This is a genomic window from Aeromonas sp. 95A, assembly GCF_051919235.1.
Lineage (GTDB): Bacteria > Pseudomonadota > Gammaproteobacteria > Enterobacterales > Aeromonadaceae > Aeromonas > Aeromonas veronii.
Map to the genome: position 1 here is coordinate 1,448,172 of NZ_JBQBFC010000001.1, position 13,561 is coordinate 1,461,732.

Below are 13,561 nucleotides of genomic sequence, written 5' to 3' on the forward strand. Positions count from 1 at the left end.
TAAACCGTTTTAGCCAACCAATAGATCTCGGCACCGACTGCCATTTTTGTGATCGGGATAACGAACTAGAACCAGGTTTCCATCTGTACGCCAAAGTTCCACTCGCCACCGGCGGTGAAGTTGCTCTGGCCCATGGCATCGTCGCTGGCGTAGTTGTCGAGCTCGGAGGACCAGTCCATCCAGCTGGCGAACACCCGCAGTTCGGGCCGTTCGAAGAAGCCGGCGGTCTGCGCCTTGAAGGTGGGGGCGAAGGTGAGCTTGGTGAAGTTGCCATTCACCGCCTGGCGTCCCTTGTAACCCTTGGGATCGAGATCCATGTACTGCCAGGCCGCCTCGTAGACCAGCTCGACGTTCTGGCTCAGCACCTGCGCCACCCGGGTATTGACGGTAAGCCAGCGGTACTCATCTCCTTTCACGTAGCGATCCTGACTCTGCTCGGCCAGCAGGGCCGGGGCAAAACGCCAGCGCGAGTTGAGATCGGTGGCGCCAAACACGGCGACCCGCACCGCATCGGCGTCCGGCAACAGCTCGCTGTCAGAGCCCAGCCCCTTGACCTCGGCCCCCAGCCCATGGCCGTACAGCACCGCCGCCTTGGCAAACCCTGGGTTGATGCCAAAGAAGCTCTCGCCGTGGTAGGCCAGCAGGGTGTGTGCCCCCTTGTCCGCCGCCTCGCTGCCCACCCCCTTGTCATTGATGCGGGCGTCATTGTCCTTGGCCGAGAGGCCGTTCACCATCCACTGCCAGTTGCCGACGCGGTTGTTCATGGTGAGAATGTAGCTCTCGATATCGGAGAGGCCACTGGCGCTGATGTCGCCGTAATCGCGGCCATAGAGGGAGAAGTTGGCCTTCCAGCTGTCGGCCAGCTGCACGTCGTAGACGCCGCCGCCGGTACCGGCCAGGAACACCACGTCGGAATCGAGCCAGTGGATATCGAAGTTGTCGCGGTCAAAGCGCTTGCCCGCCCACAGCACCGCATTCTTGAAAGGGCCGTCGAAGCTCGCCAGATTACCGATCTCGGCAAACACCTGACGGGTATTGAGGCTCGAATCGCTGGCGGTCCAGTCGTTGCTGGTCTCCACCCCGTCTGCCAGCATCAGCTTGTAGCGGGCCCAGCTGCCATCCTCGAAGGTCTGGGTTTTCAGCAGGTTGGCCTCCATGTAGGTGTCATCCTCGTTGCCAAGGCGACCGACAGCCCGCCCACGGATCCTGCCGGGGTGATGTAGGGGCCGCCGCGCCCGCCGTTGCCATTGCCGTTGACCAGCAGGCCCGAGCGGGCATAGCCGTGAAACTCGAAGCCCTGGGCACCTGCTGTCTTCTCATCCACCTTCTGGCTGCGGTTGTCGGCCACCTGCGCCTTCTCGCTGGCCGCGCTCGCCTTCACTTCCGCCTGACTGGCACGGCTCTCTGCCGCCTCGGCTCTCGCTTCAGCCGCCTGTACCCGCGCCTCCAGCGCCGCCAGTCTGGCCTCGACACTCTCACCTGCAACACTCCCCTGCGCCGCCCACAGCGGGCTGCTCATCCCCAATCCCAGCGCTACCGCCAGCGCCAACTTGCTCTTGAACATCATCATCTTCCTCACCTGTCATCTGTGGCCCGGACGGGCGCTGTTGTTATCGACAGACGAAGCATAGCTAAACCGCTTTAGCCAATTCAATGCAACAACTAAACCGTTTCAGCAACAGTGTGAGCGGGATAACATTTGTACAGCAGGAATTGGCGGGAGTTGTGAGGAGGATCCCTCATCAGGATCCACTCAATAGGGCGGATCTTGGCGAAATGGCGGGCAAAAAAAGAGCCGGCACAAGGCCGGCTCTGTTTATTCGGGTCGCTGAAATCAGCTGGTCAGATCGTCGAAGAAGCGTTTCACCCCTTCGAAGAAGCCTTCCGATTTCGGCTTGTGGGTCTTGGCAGCGGCACCGCTGAACGACTCGTCCAGCTGGCGCAACAGCTCTTTCTGCTGCTCGGTGAGGTTGACCGGGGTTTCGATCACCACCTTGCACATCAGATCCCCTACCTGGCCGGAGCGTACTGACTTCACGCCCTTGCCGCGCATGCGGAACATCTTGCCAGTCTGGGTCTCCGGAGTGACCTTGAGCTTGACGCGGCCATCCAGGGTCGGCACTTCAATCTCGCCACCCAGCGCAGCTGCGGTGAAGCTGATGGGCACTTCACAGTAGAGGTTGTTGCCGTCACGCACGAAGATCTCGTGCTCTTTGACGTGCACCTGTACGTAGAGATCCCCTGCCGGAGCTCCTGCTTCCCCCGCTTCCCCTTCACCGGAGAGACGGATGCGATCGCCGGTATCGACGCCCGCCGGAATTTTCACCGACAGGGTCTTGGTGCGCTGGTAGCGACCTTCACCGTGGCACTTGCGGCACGGATCCTTGATGATCTTGCCGCGGCCGTGACAGTGCGGACATGCCTGCTGCACCGCGAAGAAGCCCTGACGCATCTGCACCTGGCCGGAGCCGTGGCAGGTCGGGCAGGTCTGGGCACTGCTGCCGGTGTGGGCACCGGAGCCGTTACAGACTTCGCAGTGAACCAGAGTCGGCACCTTGATCTCCTTGGAGACCCCGCGTACCGCCTCTTCCAGCGTCAGCTCCATGGTGTAACGCAGGTCGGAGCCACGGGCCGGGCCACGACGGGCACCACCACGGCCACCGCCGAAGATGTCACCGAATACGTCACCAAACATGTCGGCGAAGTCGGCACCGCCGCCAAAGCCACCGTGGCCACCGCCACCCTGGCTCGGGTCGACACCGGCATGGCCGTACTGGTCGTAACGGGCACGCAGGTTGGCATCGGTCAGGACCTCGTAGGCTTCCTTGACCTCTTTGAACTTCTCTTCGGATGCGGCATCACCCTGGTTACGATCCGGGTGATACTTCATGGCCAGGCGCTTGTACGCCTTCTTGATCTCGCGATCGTCGGCATCTTTCGCCACACCCAGTACTTCGTAGAAATCGCGCTTCGACATACTCATCCTGTGGTTACGCAGACGGGCGTTGGTTACCCAACGCCCGTGAATTCATTGACCAAGCCGATGGGCGAAGCGGACTCCGCCCATCTGGGTAGGGCTTACTTCTTGTCGTCTTTCACTTCTTCGAACTCGGCGTCGACTACGTCGTCGTCAGCCTTGGCAGAAGAGGAGGACTGACCGGCATCAGCACCGGCTGCACCCTGGGCCTGAGCCTGCTGCTGGGCAATTTCCATCAGCTTCTGGGACGCTTCCAGCAGCGCCTGCTGTTTGGCTTCGATAGCAGCCTTGTCGTCACCCTTGATGGCAACTTCCAGCTCGCTCAGAGCGGCTTCGATCTTGGTCTTGTCGTCGGCAGGCAGGGCTTCACCGGCTTCGGTGATCTGCTTGCGTACGGAGTGGACCAGACCATCAGCCTGGTTGCGAGCCTGTACCAGCTCTTCAAACTTCTTGTCCTCGGCCGCGTTGGCTTCGGCTTCGCGTACCATGCGCTCGATCTCGTCATCAGACAGACCAGAGGAGGCCTGGATGGTGATCTTCTGCTCTTTGTTGGTCTCTTTATCTTTCGCAGAGACGTGCAGGATACCGTTGGCATCGATGTCGAAGGTCACTTCGATCTGCGGCAGACCACGCGGTGCCGGACGGATGCCTTCCAGGTTGAACTGGCCCAGAGACTTGTTGTCGCTGGCGCGCTTGCGCTCACCCTGCAGCACGTGAATGGTCACGGCAGACTGGTTGTCTTCGGCAGTGGAGAACACCTGGGACTTCTTGGTCGGAATGGTGGTGTTCTTCTCGATCAGCGCAGTCATCACGCTGCCCATGGTTTCGATACCCAGAGAGAGCGGGGTAACGTCCAGCAGCAGTACGTCGGTCTTGTCACCGGACAGTACGGCACCCTGGATGGCAGCACCCATGGCCACGGCTTCGTCCGGGTTGACGTCTTTACGCGGCTCTTTGCCAAAGAACTCGGCAACGGTCTTCTGAACCAGCGGCATACGGGTCTGACCACCAACCAGGATCACGTCGTCGATCTCGCCAACTGCCAGACCGGAGTCTTTCAGGGCGACACGAACCGGCTCCAGAGAGTCTTTCACCATGTCTTCCACCAGGGATTCCAGCTTGGCGCGGGTCACCTTGATGTTCATGTGCTTCGGACCGGTGGCATCTGCAGTGATGTACGGCAGGTTGACGTCGGTCTGCTGGGCAGAAGAGAGCTCGATCTTGGCTTTCTCGGCGGCATCTTTCAGACGCTGCAGAGCCAGCTGGTCGTTGCGCAGGTCGATGCCCTGCTCACGCTTGAACTCGTCAACCAGGTAGTTGATGACGCGGTTGTCAAAGTCTTCACCACCCAGGTGGGTGTTACCGTTGGTCGCCAGTACTTCGAAGGTGGTTTCGCCTTCCACTTCGTCGATCTCGATGATGGAGATATCGAAAGTACCGCCACCCAGGTCATATACGGCAACCTTGCGCTCGCCCTTGACCTTGTTCACGCCGTAAGCGAAAGCAGCAGCAGTCGGCTCGTTGATGATGCGTTTTACATCCAGACCGGCGATGCGACCGGCATCCTTGGTAGCCTGACGCTGGGCGTCGTTGAAGTAGGCCGGAACAGTGATAACAGCTTCGGTTACCGGCTCGCCCAGGTAGTCTTCAGCGGTCTTTTTCATCTTTTTCAGCACTTCGGCAGAGATCTGCGGCGGTGCCATTTTCTTGCCCTTCACTTCAACCCAAGCGTCGCCGTTGTCAGCTTTGGCGATGGCGTACGGCATGATTTTCAGGTCACGCTGCACTTCTTCATCTTCAAAACGACGACCGATCAGACGCTTGATGGCGAACAGGGTGTTTTTCGGGTTGGTGATGGCCTGACGCTTGGCCGGCTGACCAACCAGGATCTCGCCATCATCGGCATAGGCAATGATGGACGGAGTAGTACGATCGCCTTCTGCGTTCTCGATCACGCGAGCAGTGTCGCCATCCAGAATAGCGACGCAGGAGTTGGTAGTACCCAGGTCAATACCGATGATTTTACCCATTTGACGAATCTCCAAATACTTTGAATAAACTGGCGAGGAACTCGCCTTAATGCGTTAACGGCTAGGTGGGGGCTGCCAATCTGGCTTTCAAGCTCCCGGCATCAAATTTTTTGTGCCGCCGCGGCCTTGCTACCTATATGGGGTCGCCGGACGCAGCTTCAAGCCCCAACCCTAAAAAACCACACCCTTTGTCATGGTTGCGCGGTCACGTTGAGCCGTAAAACCGGGCAAGATGAACAGGTGCTGCACTGCGAAACAAAAAGCCCGCCACGGGGCGGGCTCGGGCACCCACAGCCAATCAGTCGACCGCTTTGGCGATCATCACCATGGCCGGACGGATCACCCGACCGTTGAGGTCATAGCCCTTCTGCATCACTGCAATGACGGTGTTCGGGGCAACATCGGCACTCGGTACCATGCTCATCGCCTGATGGGCGTTGGGGTCAAACGGCTGGTTGATCGGGTCGAGCGCCACCAGACCAAACTTGGCCACGCCGCTCTGCATGGATTTCAGGGTCAGCTCGACACCTTCGATCATCGGCTTGAGGGCTTCGTTCTCCTTGTCGGCCAGTTCGATGGCACGCTCAAGGTTGTCCAGCACCGGCAGCAGTTCATTGGCGAACTTCTCCAGAGCGAATTTGTGCGCCTTCTCCACATCCAGCTCGGTACGACGGCGCAGGTTCTCCATCTCGGCGGCGGTACGCAGGGCGCGTTCACGCTCTTCCGCCGCTTTTTGGATGGCGGTTTCCAGCTGCGCTTCCAGTTCGGCAATGCGGGCCTGCTCGGCTGTCACTTCACTGTCTACATCGGTCGGCTCGACTGGCTGGGCTTCCACTTGCTCCATCGCTTCAACCTTTTGCTCTTCGTGGTTCATGACATCTCCAATTCCGGGGTTACTTATGAGGGCCCTGACGTCTGGTTGAGCGACCGGACGACAACAGACCGACTATGTTGGCGCTATTATGGGGATGCATCCCCGGCTTTCAAGGGGTAAAGGGCAATCTGGGTTGCTGAATAGCCGCAACCGTCGGTTTATCCGGGTTACCGCTCACCGTTTAACCATTAGCCTCAAGGGGATAGCCGACACCCTCACACGGGAGAGCGTCACAAGCGGAGCAAAGCACTGTATACTGGCCCGCAATACCCATCCCAGATCTGACTGACTATGGATTCTCCGTTCAAAACCATCGCCCTGATTGGCAAACCCCACCATGAGGGGGCCAACCAGACGCTGACCGGCCTGCATCAATACCTGACCGCCCGCGGCTTTCGGGTTCTGGTGGAGAGCCGGGTCGCCCAGACCCTGAGCATCCTCGATGAAAACGTGATGGATCTGGTGCAACTGGGCCAGCAGGCCGATCTCGCCATCGTGGTCGGCGGTGACGGCAACATGCTGGGGGCGGCGCGGGTGCTGTCGCGCTTCGATGTGGCGGTGATCGGGGTGAACCGGGGCAACCTCGGCTTTCTGACCGATCTCTCGCCACAAGATTACCTGCTGCCGCTGGAGCAGGTGCTCTCCGGTCACTACAAGAGCGAACACCGCTTCCTGCTGGAGGCCTCGGTCTATCGCCACGGCGAGCGCAAGTCGAGCAATCTGGCGGTGAATGAAGCAGTGCTGCACCCGGGCAAGATCGCCCACATGATCGAGTTCGAGGTCTATATCGATGGCAGCTTTATGTATAGCCAGCGCTCGGACGGCATCATAGTGGCCACCCCGACCGGCTCCACCGCCTACTCATTGTCGGCGGGCGGCGCCATCCTCACCCCCAAGCTCAACGCCATCACGCTGGTGCCCATGTTCCCGCACACCCTGAGCAGTCGCCCCATCGTACTCGATGCCGACAGTGAAGTGCGGCTGCTGGTCTCGCCGGATAATCAGGACGATGCCATGCAGGTCAGCTGTGACGGTCAGGTGACCCTGGCGGTCCACCCGGGGGACGAGATCCTCATCAAGAAGAGCCACCACCAGCTTCATCTGGTGCATCCCCTCGACTACAGCTACTTCCACGTGCTGCGCAACAAGCTCGGCTGGGGCAGCAAGCTGTTTTAATCGGCGCTGACCGACAACGGCATTGCCACAGAGGGCGCCTGAATTGGCGCCCTTCTCTTTTCTGTCGTGGCAACGTCCCCTGCACTCTCATACCCGTACCGCGTACCAATAGTCAGTACCGCATTCTCATAGCCATACCGCACTGGCGCGGCTTTCCTGCGTTAAAAATGGCGGCGCCCTCTTTACTGTATATAAGACCAGTATATACTGGATGCATACACAGTAATGTTGACCTATACAGGATGAGACCATGCTGACCCAGCTGACCGTCAACAACTTCGCCATCGTCAAGTTTCTCGAACTCGATCTGCAACCGGGCATGACCTGCATCACAGGGGAGACCGGCGCCGGTAAATCCATCGCCATCGATGCTCTCGGTCTCTGCCTCGGAGAGCGGGCCGAAGCCGGCATGGTGCGACCCGATAGCGACAAAAGCGAGGTCAGCGCCCGCTTCCTGCTGGACAACAACCCGGCCGCCCGCGCCTGGCTCGCCACCAACGAACTGGAAAACGAAGGTGAGTGTATCGTGCGGCGAGTCATCTCCGCCGAGGGCCGCTCCCGCAGCTATATCAACGGCGTGCCCGTCCCCCTCACCCAGCTCAAGAATCTGGGCCAGCTGCTGGTCAACGTACACGGTCAGCATGCCCACCAGATGCTGCTCAAACCCGACTATCAGCTCGCTCTGCTCGATGGTTATGCCGGTCACCATCTGCTGCTCGACGAGGTGCGCCAGCACTATCAGCAGTGGCGCCAACTGCAAAACGAACTGAACCGGCTCAAAGCTGAGCAGCAGCAGCGGGAGGCCCGTCGCCAGCTTATCGAGTATCAGGTGCAGGAGCTGGACGAATTTGCCCTGCAGCCGGGGGAGTTTGAAGAGATAGAAGAGGAGCACCAGCGTCTCGCCAACGGCACCGAGTTGATGCAGGAGTGCGGCGCTTGCCTCGATCTGCTCTATGACAACGAAGAGACCACTATCGCAGGGCTGCTGCAATCGGCCGTCGATCGGGCCGAGGGGCTGGTCAGCATGGACAGCCGCCTCACCCCGGTACTGGAGATGCTGAACGAAGCGCTGATCGGGGTGCAGGAGAGTCACAGCGAGCTGCGTAGCTACCTCGATCGGCTGGAGCTGGATCCCGAACGTTTTAACGAGCTGGAGGCCCGCCTCTCCAAGGCGATCAATCTGGCCCGCAAGCACCACGTCAAACCGGCGGATCTGGCCCAGCACCATCAAGAGCTAGCCTCCGATCTCGCCCGCCTCAACTCCGACGAAGAGCGGTTAGAGGGGATGGAAGATGAGCTGGCCGAGGCCCGACAGGCTTTTGTCCAGGCCGCCGAAGCACTGAGCCAGAGCCGTCAGCGTTACGCCCAGGAACTGGGCGCCAAGGTGACCAACAGCATGCACGAACTGGCGATGCCCGATGGCCGTTTTGCCATCGAGGTACGCCCCGATGCCCAGAGCAGCCTCTCTCCGCTGGGTATAGATCGGGTGGAATTTATGGTCACCACCAACCCGGGCCAACCGATCCAGCCGCTTGGCAAGGTGGCTTCAGGCGGCGAACTGTCACGTATCAGCCTCGCCATCGTGGTGATCAGCGCCCGCAAGATCTCCACTCCGACCCTGATTTTCGATGAGGTGGATGTGGGGATCAGCGGTCCGACTGCCGCTGTGGTAGGTCGCCTGCTACGCCAGCTCGGGGAGTCCACTCAGGTGATGGTGGTCACTCACTTGCCTCAGGTGGCAGGCAACGGCCACCAGCATATGGTGGTGAGCAAGCATACCGATGGCAAAACCACCGAAACCCAAATGAGTGCCCTTGATGAGGCTGCCCGTCTCAACGAGCTGGCACGCCTGCTCGGTGGTGACCAGATCACTGACAACACCCTGGCCAACGCCCGCGAGCTGCTGCGTCGTTGAATCTGGCAATAAAGCCGATTTGCAGCGATAGCGACTGACAGGGCAGACCGAACATGTTGACTGCGCAGGTACGGACGAGTGCCATAGCCTGCACAGTTAGCAATAGCCAATAGCCAATAGCCAATAGCCAATAGCCAATAGCCAATAGCCAACTGTGAGAACCGAACTCGCGTAAGGATTACCGACCCAGATCAATAAAATGGCGAGTTAGGCGAAGCTGGCAGCAACATGGGCGTGGATCCAGTTGCCTTCATGTGGCGGATTTCGCATAGTGTTGCCCCCCTTTATGGGTATCCAATTGTGAGGCTTTGTCTATGATCCACGTTTTTGGTCACAAGAATCCTGATAGCGACAGTATCTGCAGTGCGCTGGTTATCACCGACTGGCTCAATGGCCAGGGCCGTCAGGCCACCCCATGGCGTCTGGGTGACCTGCGCACCGAAACCCGTTTTATTCTGGAGCAGGCTGGCGTCAGCGAACCCGAGTTGCTGACCAAAGATCTGACCGGTGAAGATGTCTGGCTGGTGGATTTCAGTGATCTGGAACAGGGCCCTGCCACACTGGCACAAGCCAATGTATTGGGTCTGGTGGATCACCACCGTCTCGGTACCCTGGTCACCCAGTCTCCGCTGGATGCCTGGATCCGGGCCGTCGGCTGCACCTGCACCATCGCCTTCGATCTGCTGAGCCAGCAAGGCACTGTGACCCGCAGCCAGGCTCGCCTGATGCTAGGTGCCATCATGAGCGACACCCTCTGTCTCACCTCGCCGACCACCACCGAGCAGGACAAGATCGCCTGTGAGCGTCTGGCACCGCTAGCCGAAGTATCGCTGGCCGAATTCGGCCAACAGCTGCTGATGGCGAAAACCGACCTGAGCGGCCTGACTCCGGCTCAACTGCTGCAGCAGGATGAGAAAGCGTTCCAGGCGGAAGGTTGCAGCTTCATCATGAGCCAGATCGAAGTGGGCAGCGAGCAGCAGCTGGCCGAGCACCTGCCAGCCCTGCAGCAGGAGATGGCCCAGCGCGTGGCGAGCGAAGGGCTCGACTTCTTCGTGCTGATGGTGACTGACCTGACTGCGGCTGCGAGCCGTATCTACTTTACCGAGCACACCAAAGTACCGGCAGAGTCCAGCTACCACCCGGGCTTTGTCAGCCGCAAGAAGCAGGGTCTGCCATGGGTGATGGATCTGCTGGCCAAGGCCTGATCCTCCCTCGCCATCACCTATTCCAAAGCCCTGCCTCTGCGCAGGGCTTTTTCATCGCCACCGCCAGCCGCACTCCCCATCCTCTTGCTGATCATCTGGCTCACCCCTCCGGTCTCTCACTTACGCCTTCCACCGCTTATTGACAGTTAACGCCATAACTTTGCTTACATATTTGCGGCTGTTATTTATCAGGGCTTTGCTGCAGGATAATCGCCGCGCACAACCTTTTCCGTTTCCATTCAGGTGATCGATGAACATAACCCCCAAGCAGAGAACCCTGGCCATCACCATGCTGATCGCCGTGGTGCTCCTCGGCTGGCTGCTCTGGCCCAGTCAACCACCCAAGGCGATGCTGACCGCTCAAGTGACCCGCGAGGATATTGCCCAGACCGTGCTGGCCAGTGGTGTGCTGCAGGCTGTAGAACAGGTGGATGTGGGGGCCCAGGTCTCCGGTCAGGTTACCAAGCTGGCCGTCGAGGCTGGTGATCAGGTCAAGCAGGGAGACCTGCTGGCCGAGATCGATCCCCTGATTGCCCAGAACAACCTCAAGACGGCCGAGGCGGAGCTTGCCAGCAACCGCGCCCAGCTCAAGATCAAGCAGGCACAACTCAAACAGAACGAGCTCGCCTGGCGGCGCCAGCAGCAGATGTTCAAGCAGGAGGCGAGCTCACGGGCCGATCTGGAGAGTGCCGAGGCCCTGCTGGCGGTCACCCGCGCCGAACTGCAAAACAGTCAGGCCAATATCGACAACGCCCTGATCAAGGTTGATCGGGCCAAGACCGAGCTGGGCTACACCAAGATCCTGGCGCCGATGGATGGCACCGTCATCAGCATTGTGACCCGTCAGGGCCAGACCCTGGCTGCCAGCCAGACGGTGCCGACCGTGCTCAAGCTGGCCAACCTCGAGACCATGACAGTCAAGGCTCAGATCTCCGAAGCCGATGTCACCAAGGTCAAAGCCGGCATGCCGGTCTACTTCACCCTGATCGGCGATCCGGATACCCGCTATCAGGGTACGCTTCGCGCCGTGGAGTTAGCGCCTACCAACATCAACGATCAGGCCACCACCGGCACCACCACCAACAATGCGGCCGTTTACTACTACGCCCTGTTCGATGTGCCCAATCCCGATCATACCCTGCGGGTGGCAATGACCACCCAGGTGACCATAGTGCTCGGCGAGCGCAAGCAGGTGCTCACTGTGCCGCAAACCGCCCTCGGCAAGTCGTTGGGTGACAACGAGTATGAAGTCACCGTGATCAAGGACGATGAGACAACCGAAACCCGTCATATCAAAACCGGCATGAAGGACGAGATCCGCATTGAGGTGATCAGCGGGCTGAGTGAGAAGGAGGAGGTGCAGCTCAATCACGGAGCCCCCGCCGACAATGATGAGATGGCGGTGATGCTATGAGTGAGCCCCTGAACCAGCTGCCGTTGATCCAGCTGAAAGGGGTCGAGCGACGCTACCAGAGCGGCGACAGCGAAGTCACCGTGCTCCACGCTCTTGATCTCACCATCTCGGCAGGAGAGATGATCGCCATTGTCGGCGCGTCCGGCTCTGGCAAGTCGACCCTGATGAACCTGCTGGGTTGTCTCGATAGCCCGAGCGGCGGCCAGTACCTGTTTCGCGGTCAGGACACCGCCACCATGGATGCGTTGGCGCTGGCCCGGCTGCGCTGCCACCACTTCGGCTTTATCTTTCAGCGCTACCACCTGCTGCCCCATCTCGATGCCGCCGCCAACGTGGAGATCCCCGCCGTCTATGCCGGCACCAGCCGCCCGGATCGCCAGGTGCGCGCGCGTCAGCTGCTGGGCAGACTGGGACTGGCCGATCGCAGCCACCATACACCGGGCCAGCTCTCCGGCGGTCAGCAGCAGCGGGTCAGTATCGCCCGGGCGCTGGCCAATGGCGGCGAAGTGATCCTCGCCGATGAACCGACCGGCGCACTGGATAGCCAGAGCGGCAAGGAGGTGATGGCGATCCTCAAGGAGCTGCACGCTCAGGGCCACACCATCATTCTGGTCACCCACGATATGAACGTGGCCAGCCATGCAGACCGGATCATCACTCTCAAGGATGGTCGGATTGAACAAGATAGCGGCCCCTGCCAAACGGCCGTGTTGGCTCCAGCCACCGCTGTAGCCCCTCAAAAAATAGCGCCCACTAAAGGTGCCATGGGCCACGACTGGGATCGTTATCGGGAAGCGGGACGGATGGCGATGCATGCCATGCTCGCCCACCGGATGCGCACCTTCCTCACCATGCTCGGCATCATCATCGGTATCGCCGCCGTAGTGAGCGTGGTGGCGCTGGGGCAAGGGGCGCGCGCCAAGGTGATCGACCAGATCAATGCGATGGGCACCAACACCATCGAAATTTTCCCGGGCAAGGGATGGGGCGATGAGAAGATGGCCAGCATCCAGACCCTCAACAAGGGGGATCTCGATGCCCTGTTGGGGCAACCCTATCTTGCAGGCGCCAGCCCCGAGATCGGCAGCTCAGGGCAGTTGCGCTATCGCAACAAGACCAACAGCGGCAATGTGACCGGGGTTGGTAACGACTATTTCAAGGTGAAGGGGATGACGCTGGTCAGTGGTCGCTTACTGGAGTGGCAAGATATCCAGCAGCGTGCCGCCGTTGCCGTGGTGGACAAGAAGAGTATCACCAGCCTGCTTGGCAAGGAGGATCCTGTAGGCAAGGTAGTACTGGTCGGCACCTTGCCGGTGCGGATTGTCGGTGTGGTTTCGCAGGAGACCGGCTTCGGCCCCACCAGCCAGTCGGTCAATATCTGGCTGCCCTACAGCGCGGTGATGAGTCGCCTCATCTCGCAGCACCACTTCAGCCAGATCACCATCCGGGTCAAGGACGGGGTACAACCGGCACTGGCCGAACAGGCGGTGATCGAGCTGATCACCAAGCGCCATGGAGTGAAGGATTTCTTCACCTTCAGCAGTGACAGCATCATCAAATCGGTGGAGAAAACCACCGCCACCATGACCCTGATGGTCTCGGCCATCGCGGTGATCTCGCTGATCGTCGGCGGGGTGGGCGTGATGAACATCATGCTGGTGTCGGTGGTCGAACGCACCCGCGAGATCGGCATTCGCATGGCAGTGGGCGCCCGCCAGTCAGATATTTTGCAGCAGTTCCTGATTGAAGCTGTGATGGTGAGCCTGCTGGGGGGGATCTTCGGCGTCGGCCTCTCGCTAGGCATTGGTGCACTCTTTTCAGTGCTGGTGGACTCCATCAAGATGCAGTTCTCGCTCTTCTCCATCCTGATGGCCTTTGGCTGCTCGTCACTCATCGGGATCCTGTTTGGTTACCTGCCGGCACGCAATGCGGCGCGGCTCGACCCTGTTGTCGCACTGGCGAGGGAATAA

8 protein-coding genes and 1 pseudogene are annotated in these 13,561 nt (G+C 59.9%); 5 read left to right on the forward strand and 4 right to left on the reverse strand.

The annotated features are described in order from the left end of the window. Positions 1-65: 65 nt before the first annotated feature. The 4 genes and pseudogenes from ACTG2U_RS06295 to grpE all read right to left on the reverse strand — a co-directional run bounded on the left by ACTG2U_RS06295 (position 66) and on the right by grpE (position 5,881). Positions 66-1,570: pseudogene (locus ACTG2U_RS06295) on the reverse strand (carbohydrate porin). 264 nt (positions 1,571-1,834) lie between these two features. Then, a complete protein-coding gene (gene dnaJ, locus ACTG2U_RS06300; RefSeq protein WP_005338032.1) occupies positions 1,835-2,977 on the reverse strand; it encodes a molecular chaperone DnaJ in 1,143 nt (380 codons plus the stop codon). Positions 2,978-3,078: 101 nt separating this feature from the next. After that, a complete protein-coding gene (dnaK, locus tag ACTG2U_RS06305; RefSeq protein WP_042053028.1) occupies positions 3,079-5,007 on the reverse strand; it encodes a molecular chaperone DnaK in 1,929 nt (642 codons plus the stop codon). A gap of 298 nt (positions 5,008-5,305) precedes the next feature. Next, positions 5,306-5,881, reverse strand: a complete 576-nt coding sequence (gene grpE, locus ACTG2U_RS06310; protein WP_005338036.1) for a nucleotide exchange factor GrpE — start codon at positions 5,879-5,881, stop codon at positions 5,306-5,308. A 291-nt stretch (positions 5,882-6,172) separates the two neighbouring features. On the opposite strand from grpE, the gene nadK reads away from it, so the two are divergent. From nadK to ACTG2U_RS06335, 5 genes are all read left to right on the forward strand, one after another. Beyond that, on the forward strand, positions 6,173-7,057 hold the full coding sequence (nadK, locus tag ACTG2U_RS06315) for an NAD(+) kinase (protein WP_005338038.1): 885 nt from the start codon (positions 6,173-6,175) through the stop codon (positions 7,055-7,057). A 250-nt stretch (positions 7,058-7,307) separates the two neighbouring features. Beyond that, positions 7,308-8,972, forward strand: coding sequence for a DNA repair protein RecN (recN, locus tag ACTG2U_RS06320; protein ID WP_439974219.1), 1,665 nt, complete (start codon positions 7,308-7,310; stop codon positions 8,970-8,972). Positions 8,973-9,286: 314 nt separating this feature from the next. Then, entirely contained in the window at positions 9,287-10,177 is an 891-nt protein-coding gene (locus tag ACTG2U_RS06325) for a manganese-dependent inorganic pyrophosphatase (protein WP_429089108.1), read from the forward strand. A 250-nt stretch (positions 10,178-10,427) separates the two neighbouring features. Then, entirely contained in the window at positions 10,428-11,591 is a 1,164-nt protein-coding gene (macA, locus tag ACTG2U_RS06330; protein ID WP_047439138.1) for a macrolide transporter subunit MacA, read from the forward strand. After that, positions 11,588-13,561: a MacB family efflux pump subunit gene (locus ACTG2U_RS06335; protein ID WP_439974220.1), complete on the forward strand. Its 1,974-nt coding sequence runs from the start codon at positions 11,588-11,590 to the stop codon at positions 13,559-13,561. The genes macA and ACTG2U_RS06335 overlap by 4 nt, the downstream gene beginning before the upstream one ends.

Coding starts and splice junctions, on each gene's coding strand:
- dnaJ (WP_005338032.1), bottom strand. CDS start 2,977: ATGTCGAAGCGCGATTTCTACGAAGTACTGGGTGTGGCGAAAGATGCC.
- dnaK (WP_042053028.1), bottom strand. CDS start 5,007: ATGGGTAAAATCATCGGTATTGACCTGGGTACTACCAACTCCTGCGTC.
- grpE (WP_005338036.1), bottom strand. CDS start 5,881: ATGAACCACGAAGAGCAAAAGGTTGAAGCGATGGAGCAAGTGGAAGCC.
- nadK (WP_005338038.1), top strand. CDS start 6,173: ATGGATTCTCCGTTCAAAACCATCGCCCTGATTGGCAAACCCCACCAT.
- recN (WP_439974219.1), top strand. CDS start 7,308: ATGCTGACCCAGCTGACCGTCAACAACTTCGCCATCGTCAAGTTTCTC.
- ACTG2U_RS06325 (WP_429089108.1), top strand. CDS start 9,287: ATGATCCACGTTTTTGGTCACAAGAATCCTGATAGCGACAGTATCTGC.
- macA (WP_047439138.1), top strand. CDS start 10,428: ATGAACATAACCCCCAAGCAGAGAACCCTGGCCATCACCATGCTGATC.
- ACTG2U_RS06335 (WP_439974220.1), top strand. CDS start 11,588: ATGAGTGAGCCCCTGAACCAGCTGCCGTTGATCCAGCTGAAAGGGGTC.